The following is a 15,865-nucleotide window of genomic DNA, read 5'->3' on the forward strand; positions in this document are numbered from 1 at the left end:
ACATTGATGTACAGCACTGGTTCATGAGCCTCCATGACGACCCGGCCTCCCTCTGGGAATTGGTACCGACGTAAATGAGGATTGCCCTCTATCTGCACGCCATATTTGAAAAACCGGCTCTTCGTCTCCCAGCTCGCGCTGGTCGCAGCCAACGCACTCTGATACCCGCTCGGCGCCCCGGAAGGACTGCTGTCGACAAATGGAAAAGGACGAACCCCGCTCGACTGCCCGGTTATATCCGGGTTGTCGACAACTGCCTCTGGAGAAGCGTTCGTGTTGTTTTGGCCACGGGCAACGTCCGATGTACCCGGCGCATTCCTCAACTCACCGAAATCTGGACTTGCCTCATTGCCATCGCTAATGGTTTGAAATCTTTGTAAAAAAGCAGCCAGATCATCTGCATGTCTATCCTCAACTTCACGCATCGATTCACGATAGAAGTTATTAATATATGCTACACGAGCCGGGTCCATGTATCCGTCGAATACAGGCATGGACCAGCCCATTTCGGCTGCTACCCTGTGCGTGAGAATCTCGGTCGGTCCATGTCTGGTTTTTGCTTCCGCTCCATATGGATCCTTTGCATTGGTAAGATAATGTATATATTCGTGGATGAGCGAGGATTGCCATGTTGGAAAATGTGCCGATTGCCTATTTGGCGCTGGACCAATATAAATGCCGGCATCTGTGGAGCCCTTTCTATTTCTCCAGATCGGGATTTTTTCGCGTTGTTCATTAATTCGAAATGCGGTCCTGTATATGGCATTCCTGATGTGTGGCAGATTTCGATTGTTGTTGTAGCCGAGTATTGCAAGAAAGGTAGGTGACGAGCTCAGCACTTCACGCATGGTACTATCGATCATGTTGCTCGTATATTCGTCCACCAGCCGGCTACGGCTGGCCCTCACGGAGCTGCGAATGTCTTGTTTCGCAGACTCCACTTCCTCCTGCGTAGGATTTTTACTCGTTTCAATTATCGTTTCCGCGAAATCGTCATCGTATTCGTCCGTGACAGAATCAGTGTGTTTTTTTGTTTTATCTGCGCTACCGCTCGATGTGGGCGCATTCTGCCCGGAATTGCCAGGCAATTTTTCATCTATAATATTGGTTGAAAATTGGTGATCAAACTCATTCCTCACCAAATCAGTGGTTTTTTTCGGGCGACCTGCGCTACTGGTCAGTGCGGGCGCAGTCCCGCCAGAGTCGTCAGGTAATTTGTCACTCGCCAGCCTGACTGAAAGCCAGAGCTCTCTTGTCATAACATCAAGTGCCGTACCATAATCACCCTTATTCACGGCACTGATAATTGGCTCCCAATAGAAAAAGTCGGGAGGTAGTTTTACACGTGCGTCTTGTGTCCGAAGATTATCGCTGTCATCGGACATTCTGCTCACCCTGAGCACGGTAGCACTGATGTCGTCCCCGGGAGACCGCGGGGCATCGACCTGGCGCATAAGCCTTCTTAATAGCCTTTGAACCACCTCCGAGATAGCAATCTCCGGATTTTGATCATTGTTCCGAAAAAATGCCTTGAGGCGGCCATGCGCAGGTTTCTGGATATAATTTTTCAGTTTATTTATAAAATCATTGTCCGGCCCATTTTTTGTTTCGCCAATTTCAGGTGCCGCTCTTTTTTTAATGGAATGATCGTTTTTGTTGTCATTCCTGGGCTGGCCAAACGGAAGCCGGCGGGACGCCATACCAGCATGCGATGGCGTATAACCTGTGGACGATTCTGCCGGACGTTCTGACGAGCCACCCTTGCCGGGAGCAGCATCGATGAAATTCTGCAGGCTAACCGGTACTGGATGCACTGAGCTCATGAGCGTTTCCTTTTCACGTCAACACTGACTCTAATGGTTTTGCCAGTCTGCCTTTTCGCCGCACGGGAAGACCGCTTCCGGCTACCCCTTGTCACGCTTGGCTTCGACTAATTGTGACGGGTCTACGGCGTACCAACTCGCAGGTGACTATCACGTCACGCTCAACCGACAACTCCAATGTCCTACAGGCTCGGATTAAAGCGGTGATACCGACGCACCGCGCACCGGATGGCTGCTGCCGGGAAAAAGAAACCAGGGGCTAGGCGATCTATCGTTTTTCATGTCGGCAAAATCGCCGCGCTGTAGAACGCGGGCGTCATCACCGTCAATCTGCGGAGTGCGTTTGGCGGGTGTTTTGCGCCACAATGGGTAGTTGCGTCGGCAAAATACCGTGCCTCACATCCATTCGAAAAAGCCCCCCACGATGCAGGCCTCTGCCCATCAGGCATCGCCCGCAGGATCATCTTTGCTCTTGCCCGCGTCCCAGTTCATTCGGTGACGATTAACGGTTTCCTTGTGCCGCGCGTCATCTTCCGTGTGCAGATAAAGACTCGTCGTATTGAGCGATACGTGTCCGAGGTTGTCGCGGATGGTGCGCAGGTCGACGCCCCCATCGGCCTGATGGGAACCTGCGGTATGGCGCAGCCAGTGAGCCGACGCCCGTTCGAGTTCATCGGCGCGATCGGCGAACTCCGGACCTCGCGCGCGCAGCCACGACGCCGCGCCACTGAAAATGCCCTTGATCGCGTCATGGACCGCGGAGCGCGACAGACAGCGGTTTCTGCCCTTGAACGGAATCACGAGCGGCGTTTCCTCGGAGCGGGTGGGCAGGGCGGCGAGCCCATTCTGGATCCGGTAGCTGCGTAACTCCTGGACCAGTTCTACTGAGACGGGGACGATCCGCTCCTTTTCGCCCTTGCCCAGCGTTTCGAGCCACCATTGATCTTTGCCGTCCGCGCCGAGCCGGCGGAAAAAGCTGCCCATCTGGCCGCCGGCGACTTCGGAAATCCGCATGCCCTGCAGATAGAACAGCGTGGTCAGCCAGCGGCAGCGTGCGTAGTAGGCGCGTTGCGCGTCGGTGTCCTGCGGCAGTTGTTCCACGAAAAGCTTCACTTCATCCCAGAGCGACGTCGACAGATAGCGCGTGACGCGCGGCGCGGAGCGTTTGGCCCGTTGCCGCAGCAAGGCCATCGGATTGCCGCGCAGATAGCCGGCGTTGACCAGCCACGTGAACATCGCATTCAGGATGATCAGCGCCTGCCGCTGGCTCGCCGGCGACAGCGGCCCGTTGAACGGCCGCCAGCGCTCGTCGCCGCGCGGATATTTTCCGCCGTTGGCCGACACCCAGCGGCTGGCGGGCTGCGGATCCACGAGAAACGTTTTGAATACCAGCAGATCTTCGTGGGTCAGCGATGACAGCGGCTTGCCCAGTTGCACGACCGCCCACAACAGCAGCCGCTCGGCTTCCTTACGGTAGTTGTCGAAGGTGGTTTTCGTGTCGGCATAATTCGACAGCCATGCGCGCACGGCATCGAGATCGTTGCGGGCCGATAGCTGGGAAGCCTCGATCGCGCCGCGATTGGTGCCGTCGCGGCCATCGAGACTTTCTGGCACGGCAAGCGATTCGACCGGCTGTACGGTGGCTAGCTGGGCATTGGACACAGTTTGAGGGCTCCGGGATTACAAGGAAACGCCAAATCAGACAAGCATAAACATACACGACATTATAGTACTAATGTCGTGTATTGGAAGGAGATATGTAGCGAAATAATGGATTTACGTTGTATTATCAACATACCTTGATTTTTAATCTTTTCGCGCGCCCATGACACTTGAAGCCGACATTGAAGCCGTTCGCGAACATGCCGCCGACACGCAAGCGCTGTATCGCGAGGTTTGCGCGCTGATGTTCTTCCGCTACGGCGAAACCCCGACCGCCAACCGGCTTTACCAACTGGTGCGCAAAGGCAGCATGAGCGCGCCGGCCAAGGCGCTGCGCGACTTCTGGGTCGAAGTGCGCGAAAAGACCCGCGTCGACGTCGGCCGCCCGGACTTGCCGCCCGAGGTCGCCAAGGCGGCGGGTGATCTGGCCGCCAACCTGTGGCGGCTGTCGAGCGACGCCGCAACCGCCGCGCTGGACGTGTTCAGGCAGGACGCGCAGTCGGACGTCGTCGCCGCTCGCCAGCAAGCGAAGGACATGGAAGCGCAGCGCAATGACGCGGCGCTGAAGGCCGACCAGGCTGCCAGCAGTGCAGCCGCGCTGGGCCAGCAGATCAGCGGACTGGAAGCGCGCCTCGTGGAATTGCAAACGGCAAACGACATGCTGAGCGGGCAACTGGCAGTGTCGAAGGACGAAATATCGGCAGGCGCGGCCGCACTGGCTGACGCACGACGCGATTTCGCTGAAGAGTTGGCCAAATTGCGCCAGTCGCACGATCTGAACGAACAGCGGCTGGCGGCGACCGAAAAGCGGGCGTTGCTCGAAATCGAGAGCGAACGGGCGGCGGCCGGTCGCGCACGCAAGGAACTGCAAGCGGCCAACGAACGGATCGCGTCACTGGAGACCGAACATCGCACTGAGCGTGACGCCTTGCGCGATGGGCTCGCCACCGCGAAGGCAGAACTGGCTGCGTCGAGATCGCGATGTGCGGCGATCGATGCGCAGCTGGCCGAAAAAGATGCGTTGCTCGTTGAGCGGATCGCTTCGACGGACCTCCTTCGCCAGCGTCTTGAAACGATGTCGCGGCGACTCGAAACGGCGCGCACCGAGCCCCCCTCTGGACGCCCTGCTCGCCGTTCTCGCGCCAAGGCCGAACCTCAGGCGCGTGCGTCGGTCGATTTCTCGGGTGGGCCGTTCGTCCGACGCCCGCCGAACAACAAGCGATGAACGCCGCGCCGCAGTAAAGGCAATGGCGGCGGCGTTGAAAATTTTGAGGCCTGCGCTATGAGCACCTCAGCGGGCGCTCATGAATCCGCCCGCTTCAATCTCAGATCGACGATCGGATTTTTTCGGTCAACTCCCAGAAGATCACGAAAAACGCGAAGCGGATTGCCGCGAACACCGTCACCGCGACGATCACCGGCGAATGAACGGTCGAGGTCCTTGCCTTTGTCGAGCATGAGCTGATTCTGCCCGACGCCTTGCATGAGCCAGCCGGTCAATGGAATCGCGATCGCGCTGGCGGCCGCGAACCGCATGATCACCCACCTGCCCTCGTCCACCGACACGCTTGCGATACTTCGGTGTTTCATGGCGCGGCCCATTTTCCGAGATCGTGGGCGGCGCGTCAGGTGGTTACCTTGAATTAGACAAAACCGGTCATTTCATCAAGCCAGTCGAGCCTCTAATCTGCCCTCACGTTAATCAATAACGGAAGGACGCAACTCATGAAGATCATGCACGTCGACGCCAGCGCGAAACGCGAGCGCTCCAACTCCCGCGCATTGAGCCGCTATTTTCTGGAACGCCTGCGCGAAGAGCGCGTGAACCTCGAAGTCGACTATCTGGACGTCGCGGTCGATACCCCGCCACACGTCACGGAAGCTTTCGCGATCGCGACCTACACGCCCGCCCACGAACGTACGGCGGCGATGAAGGCGACGCTGGCGGCATCGGATGCGTTGTGCGAGCGGCTGCTGGCCGCCGATGCGCTCGTTTTTGCGATGCCGATGTACAACTGGTCGATGCCCTCTGCATTCAAAGCGTACATCGACAGCGTCACGCGCACCGGCCTCACCTACGTGCACTCAGAAGATGGCCGCACCGCCGGGCAACTCGTGCGCCAGAAGGTGCTGTTCATCACGAGCCGTGGCGCGGACTTGCGTGCGGGCTCGCCCTACGAATCGATGGATGCGCTCACACCGGCGTTGACAGCGGCTTTTGGCTTCCTCGGCGTCGCGAGGCCGACTTTCGTCGATGCGCAGCCGCTGCAGTTCGCGAACCCCGCGGCACGCGCCGAAGCACTCGAACGGGCGCGCGCGGAATTGGCCGAGGTAGCGGTAAATTGGGCGAAGCAGGTTCAGGCTACCCCGCACGTTCTCGCCGTCGATCGGGACAATCAAGTCATGACGCTTTGTCAGGAGTAACGCAATGAAGATTCGCACCCTTATCGCGGCGACCTTGGCCGGATTCTCGATCGTCGGCGCTTCGCAGTCCGCGTTCGCCGCCGATACCACCGCACGCGAAACGATCACGCCCGCTTTCGCCGAAGCGATTGCGAACGCGCCGGGCAAGACGATGACCGCGCTGGTGGTCGACTACGCGCCGGGCGGCAAATCGCCGTCGCATCGGCATGGCCAGGCTTTCGTGGTCGGCTATGTGCTGTCGGGCGCGATCCGCAGCCGAGTCAACAATGGCGAGGAGCGCGTCTATCACGCGGGCGAATACTGGACCGAAAAGCCCGGAGTCCATCACACGGTCAGCGAAAACGCGAGCGCGACCGAACCGGCAAAGCTGCTTGCTATTTTCGTGGCGGATACAAAAGATAAAAACCTTGTCACGTTCGACAAGAAGTGATGGCGTGGTAGCGGTCCCCGTTGCCACGCAAAGCGGCGAGCGCATCTCCCGCCCGTGCCCGCTTCACACTAGAACTTCGGATGGCACTCAAAATTGACCGACGACGCGTGCTCCGACATCATCTGCACACCGCTGACGGTTTCCGTCGTGACGCTGCTTTGCATCCCGCGACGCTCACAATAGTCGCGCGCTTCGTTCACCGCGTGTTCATGTGCGCGCGCCCATGCCATGCGTCCGCCTGTCGCGCTGGCGGCGACCGTATAAGTGCCGGGCTTGTCGCTCGCGACGACGTCGCTCGTCGATGCGCAGCCCACGAGGCTCGCACACGCGAGCACGGCTGCGATCAAACCGCGCACGCGCTGGTTGGATTCGAGTAGTCGAAGGGGATGATAGGGAGCCATGCGATACCTGTACTTTTTCTAGCGGATTACCGAACATAATTATCCGCAATCGCATGCAGGAGATCAGCCTCGCCACCTGAAAACACTGTTACGCGCGTATTAACAATCTTTCGAAACGTTGCGGCGCGCATCTACGCGTCATTTCATCGCGGGCGCATTCCGTCTTACATTCCCTCTTGTCACTGCGGCACATTCGTTGCTCGCTCGTTGCGACATCGCGGCTTGTGTAAAAGCCTTCCGGAAACGCACTTGAGCGCCTAGTCTGTAACGACGCCGTTCAAACGAAACCGGAAAGTGAACCGGAGGAGACATCGATGGAGCTCGAAGCACGCACCCTGAAACGTGTCACGGTTCGGCTCGTGCCGTTCCTGATTCTTTGCTATTTCATCGCCTATCTCGATCGCGTCAACGTGGGCTTTGCCGCGTTGCAGATGAACAAGGCGCTCGACCTGTCGGCCAGTGCGTTCGGTTTCGGCGCGGGGGTCTTCTTCATCGCGTATTTTTTCTTCGAAGTGCCGTCCAACCTGCTGCTCGAACGCTTCGGCGCGCGCCGCTGGATCGCGCGGATCATGTTCACGTGGGGCATTCTCGCGGGGGCCATGGCGTTCATCCCCGATATTTCGCGCTACACGGGACTCTCCCCCGCGCATGTCTTTTATGGCCTGCGTATTCTGCTGGGCGTGGCCGAAGCGGGCTTCTTTCCCGGCATCATTTTCCTGCTGACGCTGTGGTTCCCGGCCGCCTATCGCGGCCGCGTGGTCGGCTATTTCATGGCGGCGATTCCGCTGTCCACGGTGATCGGCGGGCCGATTTCCGGCGCGTTGCTGTCGCTGGACGGCCACGGCGGACTCGCCGGCTGGCAGTGGGTGTATCTGATCGAGGCGTTGCCCGCTGTGTTCCTTTCGTTTGCGGTGCTCTTCTATCTGACGGACCGCCCCGCCGACGCCACCTGGCTCGCCGCCGAAGAGCGCGACTGGCTGGTCGCGCGCCAGAAGCAGGAGCGCGAGCATCGCGAAGCCGTGCGCGCCTTCAGCGTGAAGGAAGCGCTGATCAATCCGCGCGTGCTTGCCATCGCCCTCATCTACTTCGGCGCGAACGCGACCAATTACGGGCTGAGCTTCTTCCTGCCGCAGATCGTCAAGTCCTTCGGTCTCACCAACCTGCAAACGGGCTTCGTGACGTCGCTGCCGTATATCGTCGGCGTGATCAGCATGGTGCTGTGGGGCCGGCATTCGGACCGCAAGCTCGAACGCCGATGGCACGTCGCGATCGCGCTGCTGGTCGCGGCCGGCGGCATTGCGGCGGCGGCCGCACTCGACAATCCGGTGCAGAAGATGATCGCATTGTCGATCGCCGGGTTCGGCATCTTCGGCTGCCTGCCGGTGATCTGGACGTTGCCGGCCGCGTTCCTGTCGGGCGCCGCGGCGGCGGGCGGGATTGCGGCGATCAACTCGCTCGGCAATCTGGCGGGATTCTTCGGACCGTTCGCGATGGGCTGGATCAAGGACAGCACCGGCGGCTTCGGCGCGGGTTTGCTGTGCCTGTCGGGCGCGGGGCTCGTGGGGGTCGCGGCAGTGTTGCTGCTGCATCACGATGCGTCGCTCGAAGCGTCGGCATCCGGCTTGCCGGATCCGCGCGCGGCGGGCGGTGCCAATGTGGCGCGATCTTAGTGGTGGATGGGGCGCAGAGATGCGGCGATGGAGCAAATCGCGCAGCGCGCGAAGCACGGGTAGCCCCGGCTCGAGGACGAGGCCACGCGACGCGTGAGCCGAAGCGGCCACACTGGGACGAGACGACCGTGCTGCGCGCCAGAGACTCGTGACCCTGCCGCCCTGCCCGAGCATACTGATCAACGCGATCGCGCCGGCCGCACCGGTGCTTTGCGGGAGCTTGGGCGACCGCGCTCAGAACACTGGAATCGAAGCCTCGCTCAGCGACACGATCATACTCAGCTTGCACCGCAGCCGCCGCACCGCGAGGACCGAGCCCCGCGGCGGCGGCCTTCAGTCTCAGCGCGCCGCGCCGCCGTTCGTCGCGGCACCTTCGCTGGGCGCGCTATCTGCATCCGGCGGCACGACATCGTCCGGAGTAGGCGTCGGCGCGATGGCCGGCGCACCGCCGCCGCGCGCTTCACCGTCGACTGCCCCGTTCGTGGGTCCCGGCGTCGACCCCGGCGCTTGCAGCAGCGGCGGCAAATCGCGCGGCTCGACCACGGTTTCCGACACGGCGGACGCTGCCGACGCCTGAGGCGCAACGGTTTCAACCGGCGCGCGGCGCACCGGACTGCGCGGCGCAACCGGCTTCTCCGGTTTGGGCGGGGAGGCCGCCAACAAATGGCGGAGCCAGTCGCGCAACCGGCCGGTGCGTTCGGCGAACCAGCCCGGTTCCTGCGCCGTATCGAACTTGACATGCGTGTCGACCAGCCGCGAGCGTTGCGCGCGCTGAAAGAAGTCGCCGACGATCGGCAGCGCGCTATGTGCCCCCTGCCCCCAGTAATCGCTGCGCAACGTGACCCGGCTGTCGTTGAAGCCCACCCACGCGCCCGCCACCAGTTGCGGATGAATCAGGATGAACCAGCCGTCAGCGTTGCCCTGGGTCGTACCCGTCTTGCCCGCGACGTCGCCGCGCACGCCGAAGCGGCCGCGAATGCTCGAACCGGTGCCGCGGCTCACGACGTCGCGCATCACGTCGACCAGTGTGCGGGCGGCATCGGCGGGCAGTTCCTGGCGGGACGGCGCCGGCGCGAAATCGGCCAGCACCTCGCCGTTGCGATCTTCGATGCGCGTGACCATCACCGGTTCCACATAGCCGCCGAGGTTAGCGATCGTGCCGTAGGCCGACACCATTTCCTTGAGCGTCACCGGGCTTGTGCCGAGCGCGAGCGACGGCACCGGGTCGAGTTCGCTGTCGCGCACGCCCATGGCGCGGGCGAGGCGCGCGACCTTGTTCGGGCCGACCGTCTCCATCACTTGCGCGGTGATGCGGTTGCGCGAAAACGCGAGCGCGTCGCGCAGGCTGATGGCGCGCTCGCCTGGTTCGTCCTCGTCGCTGGGACGCCAGACTTCGCCGCCCGCCAGCGGAATTTCGACGGGCTTGTCGACCAGCGTATCAGACGGTTTGGCGCCCGCCTCGAAGGCCGCCGCGTAGACGAACGGCTTGAAAGTCGAGCCCGGCTGACGGCGCGCCTGCTGCACGTGGTCGAACGGGTCCTGGCTGAAGTCGCGGCTGCCGACCCATGCCCTGATCTGCCCGTTGCGCGGGTCCATCGCGAGGAAGTCGGCCTGCACGCGCGTTTTCGTCTCGCAGACCGACTTCACCAGATCGTGATCGGATGCGACGCGCTTGAGCGCGTCGTCGTCGCTCAGGCCCGCGTCTTTCGCGGCGCGGAACTCGGGCGTCTCGCGCAGGAAAGTCTGCAGCAGATCCCGGCCGTTCGAACATCCCGAGCGCGTACCCCACGCCGAATTCGCGATGCCCTGCAACTGGTTGCCCTGCAGCGTCACGGCCTGGGTCGCCATGTTCTGCAGGCGCGAATCGATGGTGGTGCGCACCACGAGGCCATCGGCGTAGATGTTGTAGTCGTTGCGATCTGCCCATGCCGCGAGCCACTTGCGCAGCTGCTGCGCGAAGTGCGGCGCGGGTCCGGGCGGCTCGGTCTGACGCTCGAAATCGATGCGCAACGGCCGGCGCTTGAGCGTCTCGTAGGCGGCGGGCGTCAGCTTGCCGTACTTGACCATCTGAGCGAGCACCGTATTGCGGCGATCCAGCGCGCGCTCCGGGTTCAGCACCGGGTTGTAATAACTATTGCCCTTGAGCATGCCGGTGAGCGTCGCGCTTTCCAGCACGTTCAGGTCGGACGCCGATTTGTCGAAATAGGTGCGTGCCGCCATCTCGATGCCGTACGCGTTGTACAGGAACGGCACCGTGTTCAGATAGGTTTCGAGAATCTCGTCCTTACTGTAGAGCGCTTCGATCTTGAACGCCGTGATCGCTTCCTTGAGCTTGCGCGTGAGGGTCGGCGCGCGGCCGATCTCGTCCGGATAGAGATTGCGCGCGAGCTGCTGCGTGATGGTCGAGCCGCCCTGCCGGTCGCCGGAAAACGTATGTAGCGCGGCCGATGCGGTGCGCCGCCAGTCGAGGCCGAAATGCTCATAGAAGCGGTGATCTTCGGTCGCGATCAGCGCGCTCACCACATGCGGCGAGATGTCCTTGAGCTTCACCCACGCGCGGTTGGACGGCTTGAACTCGGCGAGCAGCTTGCCGTCGGCCGAGAGAATGCGTGCCGGCTGCTCGATCTTCGCCTTGCGGATGTCGCCGATGCCCGGCGTGAACGGAATCAGCAGCAGCACATACAGGAGCAGCAGCACCGGCAGCGCGGCACATGCCCACGCCACGCCGCGGCGGGTAGGATGGCGCAGGTGCCACAGCGCCTGCGCGATGTGCGGGTTGATGAAGGTCAGGCCTTTGTCGAGGGCCGCCAGAAACGAGGGGATGAGGCGCTTCACGCTTGCTACCGTCTGCCGGGAAAGGCGCAATCCTACCAAGATGCGCGGCGGCGGCGGATTTTTGCCTGATGGACGGCAACCCGGGACGGCAAACCGGCGCGGTGCGCCCGCAATAATCGGGGGCCACTATAATGTCGCCAAATTCCGACAAGAGGTGCTTCATGATCATCAAACCGCGCGTGCGTGGCTTTATCTGCGTTTCCACCCATCCGGCCGGCTGCGAGGCCAACGTCCGCGAACAGATCGAGTACGTCAACGCACGCGGTCCCATCGCCAACGGCCCGAAAAAGGTGCTCGTGATCGGCGCATCCACCGGCTACGGCCTCGCCGCGCGCATCAGCGCCGCGTTCGGCTGCGGCGCCGACACGCTCGGCGTGTTCTTTGAGCGCGCCGGCAGCGAAACCAAGGCGGGCACGGCAGGCTGGTACAACAGCGCCGCGTTCGAGAAATTCGCCACGGAAAAAGGCCTGTACGCGACCAGCATCAACGGCGACGCGTTCTCCGACGAAGTCAAGCAGCGTACCATCGAGGTCATCAAGCGCGACCTCGGCCAGGTCGACCTCGTCGTGTACAGCCTCGCGGCGCCCAAGCGGACGCATCCGAAGAGCGGCGAAGTGTTCAGCTCGACGCTCAAGCCGGTCGGCCAGGCCGTCAACCTGCGCGGCATCGACACGGACAAGGAAGTCATCAAGGAAACGGTCCTCGAACCGGCGACGCAGACCGAGATCGACCACACCGTGGCGGTCATGGGGGGCGAAGACTGGCAGATGTGGATCGACGCGCTGCTCGAAGCCGGCGTGCTCGCGGACGGTGCGAAGACCACCGCGTTCACCTATCTCGGCGAGAAGATCACGCACGACATCTACTGGAACGGTTCGATCGGCGCGGCCAAGAAAGACCTCGACCAGAAAGTGCTGGGCATCCGCACGAAACTCGCGGCCAAGGGCGGCGACGCGCGCGTGTCGGTGCTCAAGGCGGTGGTCACGCAGGCCAGCTCGGCGATTCCGATGATGCCGCTGTACCTGTCGCTGCTCTTCAAGGTCATGAAGGAGAAAGGCACACACGAAGGCTGCATCGAGCAGGTCTACGGCCTGTACAAGGAAAGCCTCTACGGCGCCGCGCCGCATCTGGACGACGAAGGCCGTCTGCGCGCCGACTACAAGGAGCTCGACCCCGACGTGCAGGAGCGCGTGCAGGCGCTGTGGAACCAGGTGACCAACGAGAACATCTACGAGCTCACCGACTTCAGCGGCTACAAGACCGATTTCCTGCGGCTGTTCGGCTTCGAGATCGCGGGCGTGGATTACGAAGCAGACGTCAATCCCGACGTGCAGATTCCGAAGCTCGTGCAGGTTTGAGGTTAAGGTTTGACGCGCGCGCCGGGCTCGCTCGATGCGGGCTCGTCGCGCGGTTGCGCTGTTCGTTTCGTCCGAATCGTTCGACGGTGCCATCGCCGGCGTCGGGCTCACGCCGCTCATGCAGTGGCTTGCGCGCGCCCAGCCGACGCTCGCCGCGAACGAGGCGCGGGCCGTCGATGCCTTCCGGCTGGCCTCAGGCGCGGCGCGCGGGCATCAGCAGGGAAACGCGCCCTGAAGCGCACGCAGAATCGCGAGGCCGATCGGAAAATCGTCCGAAATGCCGGGGTGGTTGGCAAAAAACGCGTCGAGCAACGGATAGACGGTCTGGTTGCCGATCGCGAGCGTCTGCGGCGGGCAGAATAGCTGCGGCCGCTTCTTCGCGACCAGGTCGCCGTTCGCCCAGCCGTACGCGTTGATCGTGCCGGTGATGTACGCGGCGTAGATCGAGTTGTTATCCGCATGAGCCCACTGTTTGTACTGGGCCGCCGTCATCTCGGCGTTCGCATTGAGAGCGAAAAACGCTGTCAGCAAAGCCAGCGCGAATTTCCATAACCGCATCGTAGAACCTTCAATCCGTGTCGCAAAAGCGGCCATTGTAGGGGAGTCGGGGCATGGTGCGCAGAAGCGTTGTATAGGTGCGAATCCGTAAGCTTTTCCGGTGGGTTTTTGTAAGTAGGGTGAGCAGGAAAAGGACAGGTGCGGTGCAGGATGCGCCGCGTCGGTCGCGCTGCTCGCCTCGGCAAAAATGGGTGTTTTGCATGCCGTGCGAGGCGCGGCCGATTGCCTTAAGGCGTGCCGTTGCGGCAGTAGTCGCGATAGCCTTCGCGCCCGGCCAGCCGAGCCATATAAGCGCTAACGGCCGGGAAATCCTCGTGCTGCAGCGGCGTGTCGAGCCAGCGGTTCACCGACAGCGCGATCGGAATGTCCGCGAGCGAGAACGCCTGCCCCGCAATGAATGCGCCCGTGCGCGCCAGTTGTCCTTCGACGATCGCCATATGCTTCGTCCAGTTCGCGCACGACAGCGCGATCTGCTGCTGATCCTGATGAGCGGGAGAATGCCGCGCCAGCGCGAGAAACGCGTAACTCCACGAGCGATTCAGCTCGCTCGCCTGCCAGTCGATCCACTGGTCGCAGCGCGCACGCTCGCACGGGTCGCCCGGATAGATCGCCTCGCCGTGATAGCGGCCCGCCAGGTAGCGGATGATCGAATTGGATTCCCACAGCACGAAGTCGCCGTCGCGGATCACGGGCACCATCGCGTTCGGATTGAGCGCGCGAAATTCCGCGACGTCCGTCGCGCGAAATCCCGCCCCCCAGTCTTCCTGCTCGAAGGACAGTCCGAGTTCCGTGCAGGTCCACAACACCTTGCGGACGTTGATCGATGAGGTCTTGCCGAGTATCTGGAGCATGGTCGTTTGTCGTGGATGGATGATCTGATGAAAGCCTGCGACGGCTGCCTGCGTGCGTTCGATGTGATGCAACGCCAGTCGGGGATCGGGTGCGAGACGGCAGGGAAACCGGCGATGGCTTCGACGCGGCGCGGATCTCCCGTCGCTGCAACCGCGCGTGACGGCGCGGGCCTTTGCGCATTGAACCCGCCGCCGATTTCGGTGAGCGCCATCGACCGGGTGGTCCGCTCGATCAGCGTGACGCCGAGAAACGCTTCGAGCTTGCGCAGCCGTTGCGTGATCGCCGTTTGCGTGACGTGCAGCGAATCGGCCGCACCCTGAAAGCTGCCGCGATCCGCAATCGCGACGAAGGCCTGAACGCCGAGCGTGTCGATTTCCATTAGAAAAATGAAGAAATCAAAATGATAAATTCATTTTACCGGGGTGACGTATCGAGTCGAGGATGCGCTTTTGAACGCAGCCGCAAACCGGCCAGTCAGCACGACCCGCCTACAAAGGAGCATCAGATGACAGAGATAACGGCTTGGCAGGCGGCACAGTACATGCGGTTCGAAAACGAGCGCACCCGTCCGGTGAGGGACCTGCTCGCCGCGATCCCCGCGACGGACGTGCGCCACGCGGTCGACCTCGGCTGCGGTCCCGGCAATTCCACCGAAACGCTTGCGACGCATGCACCGGGCGCGGCGATCGTCGGTCTGGACAGCTCCGCCGACATGATCGCGGCGGCCCGCCAGCGCCTGCCGCAATTGCGCTTCGACGTGAGCGACATTTCGACGTGGGACGCGCCGGGACCGTACGATCTGATCCTTGCCAACGCGGTGCTGCAATGGGTGCCCGGCCACGAGCGGCTGTTTCCCTCGCTTGTGCATAAACTCGCGCCGGGCGGCAGCCTCGGCGTGCAGATGCCCGACAATCTGGACGAACCCGCGCACCGTCTGCTGCGCGAGGTCGCCGCGCACGGCACGTGGGCGCCCCGGCTCAAGGGCGTCGAGCGGACCATGCGCTTTGGCGCCGACTGGTATTACGGCCTGCTCAAGCCGCTGTGCACGCGGGTCGACGTGTGGCGCACCGTCTACCATCACCCGCTCGCCGGGGGGGCCGGCGCGGTGGTCGATTGGTTCAAGGGCAGCTCGCTGCGGCCGTTCCTCGCCCCGCTCGACGACGTCGAACAGCAGGCCTTCCTGCAACGCTACGAGGACGAAATCGCGAAGGCCTATCCGGCGCTCCCCGACGGCACGGTGCTGCTGCCGTTCCCGCGGCTTTTCATCGTCGCGACGCGTTAGCCGCGCGGACCGTCCCCGCTCGGCGACGCCTGCCGCCCGAGCATGCGCAAAGCGCATGAGTGCCTGCTGCAAACAGTGCGCCAGGATACGCTGGAAATTGCCGCGCCTGAATTTTGCGTGATATTGTTGCTGAAAGCGGAGGACGGCGTCCCGCCGTTCTCTCCGGGCAATTTACAGCAGCGAGCGTCGCCATGAGTGATGTACGCCATCATCTGAGTCCACGTGACCGTTTGGAGCTGTTGTGCTGGCTCACATGCGGGAGCCTTGGCGCCTATTACCTGAACGAAGACTGGCCCGACGCGGCGTTTCACGTGCAGGCCGCTCACAAGTGGCTCGACCGCCGCGCGCGCGAGGCCGACTGGCTAAGCATCGCGAAGCTGTCGGCCACGGCGCTCGACATCGCGCAGCGCCACGCCCGTTTCGTCGATACCGATTGGGCGCGCGACGCGGTCGAGGAAATTCTCGATACCGACGACCTCGATCCGCAAGCGCGACTGGTCAGGCAAGTGCTGGCGGATTGCCAGAATGCGCTGGCGGATCGCCGGCTTGCGGATTGAGTCATCGCGGGTG

15 protein-coding genes and 1 pseudogene are annotated in these 15,865 nt (G+C 62.3%); 8 read left to right on the top strand and 8 right to left on the bottom strand.

The genetic code is table 11. The features are described from left to right. Both CIC12_RS08240 and CIC12_RS08245 read right to left on the bottom strand, forming a co-directional pair. A partial coding sequence (locus tag CIC12_RS08240; RefSeq protein WP_168663654.1) for a M85 family metallopeptidase occupies positions 1 to 1,823 on the bottom strand: 1,823 nt, incomplete at its 3' end. Positions 1,824 to 2,264: 441 nt separating this feature from the next. Then, positions 2,265 to 3,485: a tyrosine-type recombinase/integrase gene (locus CIC12_RS08245; RefSeq protein ID WP_168663655.1), complete on the bottom strand. Its 1,221-nt coding sequence runs from the start codon at positions 3,483 to 3,485 to the stop codon at positions 2,265 to 2,267. A gap of 163 nt (positions 3,486 to 3,648) precedes the next feature. Here CIC12_RS08245 and CIC12_RS08250 point away from each other — a divergent pair, with 163 nt between their 5' ends. Beyond that, on the top strand, positions 3,649 to 4,710 hold the full coding sequence (locus CIC12_RS08250; RefSeq protein WP_168663656.1) for a DNA-binding protein: 1,062 nt from the start codon (positions 3,649 to 3,651) through the stop codon (positions 4,708 to 4,710). A 77-nt stretch (positions 4,711 to 4,787) separates the two neighbouring features. Here the strand turns inward: CIC12_RS08250 and CIC12_RS32775 are convergent, their stop codons facing one another. Further along, a complete protein-coding gene (locus CIC12_RS32775; RefSeq protein WP_194248378.1) occupies positions 4,788 to 5,087 on the bottom strand; it encodes a hypothetical protein in 300 nt (99 codons plus the stop codon). Positions 5,088 to 5,210: 123 nt separating this feature from the next. Here CIC12_RS32775 and CIC12_RS08260 point away from each other — a divergent pair, with 123 nt between their 5' ends. Further along, the gene (locus CIC12_RS08260; RefSeq protein WP_168663657.1) at positions 5,211 to 5,909 is read left to right on the top strand and encodes an FMN-dependent NADH-azoreductase; all 699 of its coding nucleotides are present in this window, start codon (positions 5,211 to 5,213) and stop codon (positions 5,907 to 5,909) included. Positions 5,910 to 5,913: 4 nt separating this feature from the next. Further along, a complete protein-coding gene (locus CIC12_RS08265) occupies positions 5,914 to 6,339 on the top strand; it encodes a cupin domain-containing protein (RefSeq protein ID WP_168663658.1) in 426 nt (141 codons plus the stop codon). Positions 6,340 to 6,407: 68 nt separating this feature from the next. Here the strand turns inward: CIC12_RS08265 and CIC12_RS08270 are convergent, their stop codons facing one another. Next, entirely contained in the window at positions 6,408 to 6,740 is a 333-nt protein-coding gene (locus tag CIC12_RS08270) for a hypothetical protein (protein WP_238812454.1), read from the bottom strand. Positions 6,741 to 7,054: 314 nt separating this feature from the next. Between CIC12_RS08270 and CIC12_RS08275 the strand changes: the two genes are divergently transcribed. Then, a complete protein-coding gene (locus CIC12_RS08275) occupies positions 7,055 to 8,410 on the top strand; it encodes an MFS transporter (protein WP_168663659.1) in 1,356 nt (451 codons plus the stop codon). A 339-nt stretch (positions 8,411 to 8,749) separates the two neighbouring features. On the opposite strand, the gene CIC12_RS08280 is transcribed toward CIC12_RS08275, so the two are convergent. Then, positions 8,750 to 11,245: a transglycosylase domain-containing protein gene (locus tag CIC12_RS08280; RefSeq protein ID WP_168663660.1), complete on the bottom strand. Its 2,496-nt coding sequence runs from the start codon at positions 11,243 to 11,245 to the stop codon at positions 8,750 to 8,752. A gap of 161 nt (positions 11,246 to 11,406) precedes the next feature. Here CIC12_RS08280 and fabV point away from each other — a divergent pair, with 161 nt between their 5' ends. Together fabV and CIC12_RS08290 are read left to right on the top strand one after the other, a co-directional pair. Then, entirely contained in the window at positions 11,407 to 12,603 is a 1,197-nt protein-coding gene (gene fabV, locus CIC12_RS08285; RefSeq protein WP_168663661.1) for an enoyl-ACP reductase FabV, read from the top strand. A gap of 34 nt (positions 12,604 to 12,637) precedes the next feature. Then, complete coding sequence (locus CIC12_RS08290; protein WP_168663662.1) at positions 12,638 to 12,838, top strand: hypothetical protein; 201 nt, start codon at positions 12,638 to 12,640, stop codon at positions 12,836 to 12,838. On the opposite strand, the gene CIC12_RS08295 is transcribed toward CIC12_RS08290, so the two are convergent. The 3 genes and pseudogenes from CIC12_RS08295 to CIC12_RS08305 all read right to left on the bottom strand — a co-directional run. Next, on the bottom strand, positions 12,817 to 13,161 hold the full coding sequence (locus CIC12_RS08295) for a hypothetical protein (protein ID WP_168663663.1): 345 nt from the start codon (positions 13,159 to 13,161) through the stop codon (positions 12,817 to 12,819). The two genes, CIC12_RS08290 and CIC12_RS08295, sit on opposite strands and share 22 nt — an antisense overlap. Before the next feature lie 227 nt (positions 13,162 to 13,388). Next, the gene (locus CIC12_RS08300) at positions 13,389 to 14,012 is read right to left on the bottom strand and encodes a glutathione S-transferase family protein (protein ID WP_168663664.1); all 624 of its coding nucleotides are present in this window, start codon (positions 14,010 to 14,012) and stop codon (positions 13,389 to 13,391) included. 173 nt (positions 14,013 to 14,185) lie between these two features. Then, a pseudogene (locus CIC12_RS08305) lies at positions 14,186 to 14,392 on the bottom strand (LysR family transcriptional regulator); the annotation flags it as partial. Positions 14,393 to 14,518: 126 nt separating this feature from the next. Between CIC12_RS08305 and tam the strand changes: the two are divergent. Both tam and CIC12_RS08315 read left to right on the top strand, forming a co-directional pair. After that, complete coding sequence (gene tam / locus CIC12_RS08310; RefSeq protein WP_168663665.1) at positions 14,519 to 15,295, top strand: trans-aconitate 2-methyltransferase; 777 nt, start codon at positions 14,519 to 14,521, stop codon at positions 15,293 to 15,295. Positions 15,296 to 15,486: 191 nt separating this feature from the next. Then, entirely contained in the window at positions 15,487 to 15,852 is a 366-nt protein-coding gene (locus CIC12_RS08315; RefSeq protein WP_168663666.1) for a hypothetical protein, read from the top strand. Positions 15,853 to 15,865: the final 13 nt, after the last annotated feature.

Origin of the sequence: Paraburkholderia sp. SG-MS1, assembly GCF_012275575.1 — a bacterium.
GTDB lineage: Bacteria > Pseudomonadota > Gammaproteobacteria > Burkholderiales > Burkholderiaceae > Paraburkholderia.